The organism is Pseudomonas sp. P5_B2, from assembly GCF_056400445.1.
In genome coordinates this window covers 1-6,822 of sequence record NZ_JBFULH010000270.1, presented here as the reverse complement: position 1 = coordinate 6,822, position 6,822 = coordinate 1, and the positions used below count along the sequence as shown (strand labels likewise).

Sequence of the window (6,822 nt, the reverse complement as noted above, 5' to 3'; positions counted from 1 at the left end):
GCATTGATGTCGGCTGACACGGCCTCTTCGCGAGCAAGCCCGCTCCCACATTAGAACTCGGTGTCGTCAGGTTTTGTATTTGTCAGCTGCTTTCCATTGACGAGACCCTTGCTATGGAACACCAACCTCTGACTCATCCGGTAAGTGCCGCTGCCCCCGTGCGCGCGCAACGGGGTGTTTCGCCGACGACCCGCGCCTGGTTTTTCCTGACGCCGTCGATGCTGTTTCTGGGTGTACTGATCGCCGCCAGCCTGCTGGTCCTGCGCATGAGCGTGGGCACCAAAGGCGCGGAATGGACCGGGTTCAGCCTGGCCAGTTACGCCCAATTGCTGGAACCGTATTACCTCAAATCCTTGCTGCTGACCCTGCGCCTGGCGCTGATCAGCGCGGTGATCGCCGTGGTGCTGGCGATCCCGGTGGCCTACACCATGTCACGCCTGACCTCACCGTTCGTGCGCCGGATTTTCCTCGCTGCGGTGCTGTTGCCGTTGCTGGTCAACCTGCTGCTGCAAAGCTACGGCTGGCTGGTGATTCTCGGCCCGGGCGGCATGCTCAATCAGGCATTGATGGGCCTCGGTCTGATCAAGCGCCCGATCATGCTGCTCTACAACCAGAACGGCGTGTTGATGGGCCTGGTGCAAACCGCGTTCCCGTTGGCCGTGTTGCCGATTGCCAGCGCCATGCGTGGCGTCGCCCGTACTTACGAAGAAGCCGCCGCGACGCTGGGCGCCAGTCGCTTTCAAGTGTTCCGTCAGGTGGTGCTGCCGATGAGCATGCCGGGGATTATCACCGGCGCAACGTTGGTGTTTGCCTACAACGCGAGCAGCTTTGTAGTGCCTTTGCTGCTGGGTGGCCGACGCGTGCCGATGCTGGCGGTGATGGTGCATGACCAGATCGCTCCGCTGATGAACTGGCCTGCCGCGTCCGCTGCCGGTGTGGTGCTGATTGTCACCACGCTGGCGATCATGACCTTGTCCGAATACATCACTGGCCGCCGTCGGCGCATGCTGGAGGCTTCGCAATGAGCACCCTGACCAAGAAGCGTTATGGCCTGCTGCCGGGCGAGACTGGCAAGTTTGCTGGCATCCTTTCCGGCTTCATCCTGCTGTTAGCTGTGTTGCCCATCCTGACCATGATCGTGATGTCGTTCAGCGGTGCGTCGAACCTCGACTTTCCGCCGAGCAGCTACAGCCTGCAATGGTACAAGGCCGCCTGGAACACCTTCGTGTCGCCGGATTCCAGCGATGTGCTGAGCCTGGGCAAAGCCATGACCACCAGCCTGATGGTCGCGTGCCTGACCATGGTCTTCGCCACGATCATCGCCGTGCCGGCGTCTTATACATTGACCCGTTGCGAGTTCCGTGGCAAAGCCGTGGCGCTGCAACTGATGTCGCTGCCGCTGGTGTTTCCGATGGTGGTGTTGGGGCTGGCATTGCTGCTGGTGTTCGACAGCCTGCCGTTCCAGATGACCACCTCGCGACTGGTGATTGCCCACGTGATCCTGGCATTACCGTTCGTGGTGAAAAACTGCACCGCGGCAATGCTGTCCATCGGCAGTGAAGTCGAAGAGGCCGCGCAAATGCTCGGTGCCTCGCCGACCCGGGCAATTGTCGATGTGGTGGTGCCGTTGATGAAGTCGGGGATTCTGGCGGGCATGCTGCTGGCGTTCATCGTTTCGTTCAACGAATTCACCGTGACCTATTTTCTCTACACCATCGACGTCATGACCGTGCCGATCTGGATGTACAGCCGCACCGTGTCTTCACTCGACCCTACCGTTTTCTCGTTTGCCGTGCTGATCGTGCTGATCGACTTCGTCCTGATCTGGGCGCTCGAAAAGTTGGTGGGTGAAGGTGGCGTTTCGTTCTGATTCTTGAGGTGCAACATGACTGGTCTGATTCTGGAAAACGTCGAGAAACATTACGGCTCGGCCTGCGCGGTAAAGGATGTAAACCTGCATTTGCCGGAAGGCAAACTGGTGTGTTTCCTCGGCCCGTCGGGCTGCGGCAAAACCACCTTGCTGCGGATGATCGCAGGGCTCGAAACCCTGACCGGTGGCGAGATTCGCCTGGACGGTGAAGACATCGGCCACACCCCGGCGCATCAGCGCAATTTCGGCATGGTGTTTCAATCGCTGGCGCTGTTTCCGCACATGACGGTGGGGGAGAACATCGCCTATCCGCTGAAACTGCGTGGCGTCAGCAAGGCGGATCAGCAGGCGCGGGTGGTGGAACTGCTGGAGCTGATTCAGCTTTCGGAAATGATTGATCGCCCGGTGGCGAAACTCTCCGGCGGTCAGCGTCAGCGTGTAGCGATTGCCCGGGCGATTGCTTCGCGGCCGAAAATCCTTCTGCTGGATGAGCCGCTGTCGGCGCTGGACGCCAAGCTGCGCGAATCGATGCAGGTGGAAATCCGTCAGCTGCAACAGCGCCTGAACATCACCACGATCATGGTGACCCACGATCAGCGTGAGGCGATGACCATGGCCGATATCGTCGTTGTGTTGGGTGAACACCGTGTGCAACAAGTCGGCACGCCGATTGAAATCTATCGGCACCCGGCCAACGAATTTGTCGCGGACTTTATTGGTTCCGGCAACATCTTCCCGGCCACGGCGCTGGGCAACGGCAAAGTCGGTTTGCCGGGTGGCGATGCACTGGAAGTGCCGATTTGCAGCAGCATTGTGGTCGGCGAGAAAGTGAAGATGCTGATTCGCCCGGAAGACCTGCAACTGTCGCATCCGCAGGCAACGGCGGGGAATCGCTTGCTCGGCAAGGTGACGTTTGTGCGTGATATCGGCGCGACGATTGAAACCACGGTGGAGTGTTCCGGGGTGACGTTTACCGCGCTGAGTACACCGTGCCAGGGGTTTGGGTTGAACATTGGCAACCCGGTGTCGGTGACCTTGCCGGCTGAAGCTTGCCGCGTGTTGGGGGCCTGATCCGGATTTGATGTTGGCCTTGATGGCCTCTTCGCGAGCAAGCCCGCTCCCACATTTCTACCGCATTCTCCTGAGAGAACTCGGTCAAATGTGGGAGCGGGCTTGCTCGCGAAGGCGTCCGTAGCCACACCGCAAAGTCAGATCAGACCGACAACCGCAACCGCGCCAAATCCCGCAACGGCGGCGCCCCAAACAACCGGCTGTACTCACGGCTGAACTGCGAAGGGCTTTCATACCCCACCCGATACCCCGCCGCCGAAGCCTCCAGGCCTTCGGCCAGCATCAACCGGCGCGCTTCCTGCAACCGCAACTGCTTCTGATACTGCAACGGACTCATCGCCGTCATCGCCTTGAACCGGTGATGCAACGTCGACACGCTCAGGTTCACTTCTTTCGCCAGATCATCAATTCGCAATGGTTGCTCATAGTTGCCGTTGAGCCACTTGATTGCCTGGCTGATGCGATGGCTCTGGCTGTTGGCGATGGCAATTTCATACAGCCGATGCCCCTGCGGACTGCGCAACAACCGATAAAGAATCTCCCGACGAATCAGTGGCGCGAGCATGGCGATGTCTTTCGGCGTGTCCAGCAACCGCGCCAGACGCAGCACGGCGTCGAGCATTGCGCTGTCGATCCGCTCGACATACAGGCCGCGACCGGTCGGACGGGTGGGTACGCCCAAGGGGCCGGCGTCGGCAATCAGAGCGCTGATTTCCGCCGGGTCGATGTCCAGCCGTACCGCAAGGATCGGTGCTTCGGGCGAGACATCCACCACTCGCCCACTGAGCGGCATCGAAACCGACACCACCAGGTAATTCAGCGGGTCGTAGTTGAAATGCTCATCGGCCAGCCGGACCTCTTTGCGCCCCTGCGCCATGATGCACAGCGCCGGTTGGGCGAGCACCGGGGCAAATTCATGGGACTGGCTATGGCGTGACATGAAGAGCGAACCGACGGCCGTCGTATACGTGCCATCCTCCTGCGTATTGCGGCGGATGATCGCGGCCAGTTCTGCGCGCTGTTTCTCCATGTCGGCATCCAGCGGGGCTTGGAAATGATCGAGCGACGACATGCAAGGCATCCTCGGTGGGGCGTGGGTAATGGGCTCAGCTTATGTTTGTGCAAGACGATGCGGTAGACACATCCTGCCTCAACCTTGCCTGATTCTGCACGAGTTGGATTAGCGGTGCCTCTAGCGCAGGGACACCCCAGGAAAACTTGCTTGAAAGCCTTGTTTCTTTGGGGTGAACGCATGTTGCCGGGCATTACAGGGTTTTTGAGACGCCGCGCAGGATTGTGCAACACACAGGCAGGAATCGACTAACCGCGCTGGAACGTGCGCGCTTAACCTTGGATCCTGTCGCAGCCCGTCCCACGGCTGCCACTCGAGTACCTGGGAGGGTTGAACATGTCTACGCAGATCCCCGTCAGTCATATGGCTTTTGTCCGTGCCCGCGCCGGTCATTCGATGGAACTTGGTGCACGCCTGAGCGCCTTGATCGAGCCGTCGCGTAATGCGCCAGGTTGCCTGAGCTTTGCTTTGCAACAGTCGCAATGCGATGCCGAGTTGTGGCTGGTGTCCGGTTTCTGGGTGAACCAGCAGGCCATGACCGCGTATTTCAGCACCCCGGCGATGCAAGTGTTTGCCCAATTGTTGCAGGACCTGGTGGTCAACAGCCTGGATTTTCATACCTTCAACGAGGTATCGGCTGCCCAGGCGTTGGGTCAGACTCAGTCGTGGGTACACAAAATGGCGGGTTGAGGGTTTAATGAGGCCATTCTCAACCAGCCAGGATCCGCGACATGGGACGTAAAGCCTTTGATCACTTCGAAGCCGTTTCCGCTGTAGTACCGGGGGAGGGCGGTTACCACGCCGCCATCGCCGTCAAAGCCTTGGGCGGTGCGGGCGCACCGCGTTTCCACAAAGTCCTCGAAAACCAGACTTTCAAGACGGCTCATGAAGCCGATGAAGCAGCCGCCAAAGAGCTGACCCGCCTCAAGGACGTCAAGGAAAACACCGATCTGCTGTGGTAATTACTTGACCGCCCCGGGGCGATACATCTTGAACAAAGCCTCTGGCCCCAGCTGAAAATAATCTGCTGGCCCACCGCCGCGCAGAATCGGTTCTGCCGCGGCGGTGTCGTAGACCCCATCTTTCAACAGCCACTTGGCGATATGCACGGCGACCACCTCGCCGAGAATCAGCCAGCTCGGCACCACATTCCCATCCGCGCGCTGCAACTGAATAATCTGCGTGACCTTGCACTCAAAGGACACCGGGCTTTCGGCGACCCGTGGCACCTGAATAATTTTCGAGGCAGCAGGTGTCAGTCCGGACAGTTCGAACTCGTTGACCTCCGGCCCGACCATCGCGCAGCTCTGGTTCATCTGCTCGGCCAATGGGCGAGTGGCGAGGTTCCAGGCGAACTCGCCGGTTTGCTCGATGTTGTTCAGGCTGTCTTTGCGCCCGACACTGGAAAAACCAATGATCGGCGGAATGTAATTGAACGCGTTGAAGAAGCTGTACGGCGCCAGGTTCAAGCGGCCGTTGGCATCCTGCGAGGAAATCCAGCCAATGGGGCGCGGGCCGACGATGGCGTTGAACGGATCGTGGGGCAGGCCGTGGCCGTTGGTGGGTTCGTAGAAGTGGATGTCGTCGGGCATCGCGTAAATTCCTGGGTTTCTGGGAAGCGATCATGGTGCAAGGCGGCGGCTTAACATTCAGTAAAAAGGCTGACTGATCCACCGCTTTCGCGAGCAAGCCCGCTCCCACATTGAATCGTGTTGTTCCGGGGAATTGTGGGCATCCATATACGACCAGGCCCGGCTGCGGCCGGGCAGTGGGTTTTGCTCCCGTGATCAGCCGATCGCTTCTGCGGTGATGGTTTTGTCGAAGCCGTCAGCGTGCGAGCGCATTAACCGATGATTAATCAAATTGTTGCTGTGTGTGACAGATTTTTCATAAAGAGCTCACCTGTTTTTCACCGCTTGGTCTCCAGTCTGCGCGAAACCTGAGAACAAGCCGCAATGGATAATGGAGCTCACCCCTGATGAATAAACTTCCAMAAATCACCCTGGCCTTCTGGGTGATGAAAATCTGCGCGACGACATTGGGAGAAACCGCTGGCGACTTGCTGTCGATGACTCTCAACGTCGGTTACGCCATCAGCTCGTTGATTTTGATCAGCGTGTTCGTGCTGACACTGGTTGCGCAACTGATGTCAAAAACCTACAAGCCGGTGCTCTACTGGATCGTGATTTTGTCGACCAGCACGGCGGGCACCACCATGTCGGACTTCATGGACCGCACTCTCGGTTTGGGCTACGCCACCGGTTCGATGATCCTGATTGCGATCCTGGCAGGGATTTTTGCGGCGTGGCGCTTGAGCGGTGATTCGTTGAACGTCACCAAGGTCCAGACTTTTCGCGGCGAGATGTTCTATTGGATGGCGATTCTGTTTTCCAACACCTTGGGCACGGCGCTGGGTGATTACCTGGCCGACGATTCAGGCTTGGGTTTCGCCGGTGGCGCGCTGTTGATTGGTTCGACCATTGCGGTGGTGGTGCTGCTGAAATACTTCACGAAGATTTCGTCAGTGCTGCTGTTCTGGGTGGCGTTTGTGCTGACGCGTCCATTCGGTGCGACGCTGGGGGATTTCCTGACCAAGCCACATGAAAAGGGTGGTCTGGATTTCGGCACCATCGGTTCGTCGTTGGTGTTGGCGGGGATTTTGGTGGTGATGATTGCGGGGGCTTCGTTTGTTCAGAATAAATATGGGAAGCAAACGTCCGCCCAGTTGACTTGATACCGAGGCGCGGCCTTCGCGAGCAAGCCCGCTCCCACATTTGACCGAGTTCTCTCAGGGAAACGCGGTAGAAAT

Annotated in this window: 8 protein-coding genes; 6 read left to right on the top strand and 2 right to left on the bottom strand. The window is 58.7% G+C overall.

The genetic code is table 11. From position 1 onward, the window contains the following. Nucleotides 1-113: 113 nt before the first annotated feature. Genes AC1DRJ_RS18030 through AC1DRJ_RS18020 form a run of 3 tightly spaced genes read left to right on the top strand, consistent with a single transcriptional unit; the run spans nucleotide 114 to nucleotide 2,941 of the window. Nucleotides 114-1,025 (top strand): ABC transporter permease, encoded by a 912-nt coding sequence (locus AC1DRJ_RS18030; RefSeq protein WP_477803355.1) that lies wholly within the window; start codon nucleotides 114-116, stop codon nucleotides 1,023-1,025. Beyond that, nucleotides 1,022-1,870: an ABC transporter permease gene (locus tag AC1DRJ_RS18025; RefSeq protein WP_477803354.1), complete on the top strand. Its 849-nt coding sequence runs from the start codon at nucleotides 1,022-1,024 to the stop codon at nucleotides 1,868-1,870. The genes AC1DRJ_RS18030 and AC1DRJ_RS18025 overlap by 4 nt, the downstream gene beginning before the upstream one ends. A 15-nt stretch (nucleotides 1,871-1,885) precedes the next feature. Further along, nucleotides 1,886-2,941: an ABC transporter ATP-binding protein gene (locus AC1DRJ_RS18020; protein WP_477803353.1), complete on the top strand. Its 1,056-nt coding sequence runs from the start codon at nucleotides 1,886-1,888 to the stop codon at nucleotides 2,939-2,941. A 142-nt stretch (nucleotides 2,942-3,083) separates the two neighbouring features. On the opposite strand, the gene AC1DRJ_RS18015 is transcribed toward AC1DRJ_RS18020, so the two are convergent. After that, complete coding sequence (locus AC1DRJ_RS18015; RefSeq protein WP_477803352.1) at nucleotides 3,084-4,013, bottom strand: AraC family transcriptional regulator; 930 nt, start codon at nucleotides 4,011-4,013, stop codon at nucleotides 3,084-3,086. Between the two features lie 336 nt (nucleotides 4,014-4,349). Between AC1DRJ_RS18015 and AC1DRJ_RS18010 the strand changes: the two genes are divergently transcribed. Both AC1DRJ_RS18010 and AC1DRJ_RS18005 read left to right on the top strand, forming a co-directional pair. Then, a complete protein-coding gene (locus AC1DRJ_RS18010; RefSeq protein ID WP_477803351.1) occupies nucleotides 4,350-4,703 on the top strand; it encodes a putative quinol monooxygenase in 354 nt (117 codons plus the stop codon). Nucleotides 4,704-4,744: 41 nt separating this feature from the next. Beyond that, nucleotides 4,745-4,975 carry a hypothetical protein gene (locus AC1DRJ_RS18005; protein ID WP_477803350.1) on the top strand — a complete coding sequence of 77 codons (231 nt, stop codon included), beginning with the start codon at nucleotides 4,745-4,747 and terminating at the stop codon, nucleotides 4,973-4,975. Here the strand turns inward: AC1DRJ_RS18005 and AC1DRJ_RS18000 are convergent, their stop codons facing one another. Next, nucleotides 4,976-5,605 (bottom strand): flavin reductase family protein, encoded by a 630-nt coding sequence (locus AC1DRJ_RS18000; protein ID WP_477803349.1) that lies wholly within the window; start codon nucleotides 5,603-5,605, stop codon nucleotides 4,976-4,978. Between the two features lie 386 nt (nucleotides 5,606-5,991). Here AC1DRJ_RS18000 and AC1DRJ_RS17995 point away from each other — a divergent pair, with 386 nt between their 5' ends. Then, nucleotides 5,992-6,747: a COG4705 family protein gene (locus AC1DRJ_RS17995; protein ID WP_477803348.1), complete on the top strand. Its 756-nt coding sequence runs from the start codon at nucleotides 5,992-5,994 to the stop codon at nucleotides 6,745-6,747. Nucleotides 6,748-6,822: the final 75 nt, after the last annotated feature.

Coding starts and splice junctions, on each gene's coding strand:
- AC1DRJ_RS18030 (WP_477803355.1), top strand. CDS start 114: ATGGAACACCAACCTCTGACTCATCCGGTAAGTGCCGCTGCCCCCGTG.
- AC1DRJ_RS18025 (WP_477803354.1), top strand. CDS start 1,022: ATGAGCACCCTGACCAAGAAGCGTTATGGCCTGCTGCCGGGCGAGACT.
- AC1DRJ_RS18020 (WP_477803353.1), top strand. CDS start 1,886: ATGACTGGTCTGATTCTGGAAAACGTCGAGAAACATTACGGCTCGGCC.
- AC1DRJ_RS18015 (WP_477803352.1), bottom strand. CDS start 4,013: ATGTCGTCGCTCGATCATTTCCAAGCCCCGCTGGATGCCGACATGGAG.
- AC1DRJ_RS18010 (WP_477803351.1), top strand. CDS start 4,350: ATGTCTACGCAGATCCCCGTCAGTCATATGGCTTTTGTCCGTGCCCGC.
- AC1DRJ_RS18005 (WP_477803350.1), top strand. CDS start 4,745: ATGGGACGTAAAGCCTTTGATCACTTCGAAGCCGTTTCCGCTGTAGTA.
- AC1DRJ_RS18000 (WP_477803349.1), bottom strand. CDS start 5,605: ATGCCCGACGACATCCACTTCTACGAACCCACCAACGGCCACGGCCTG.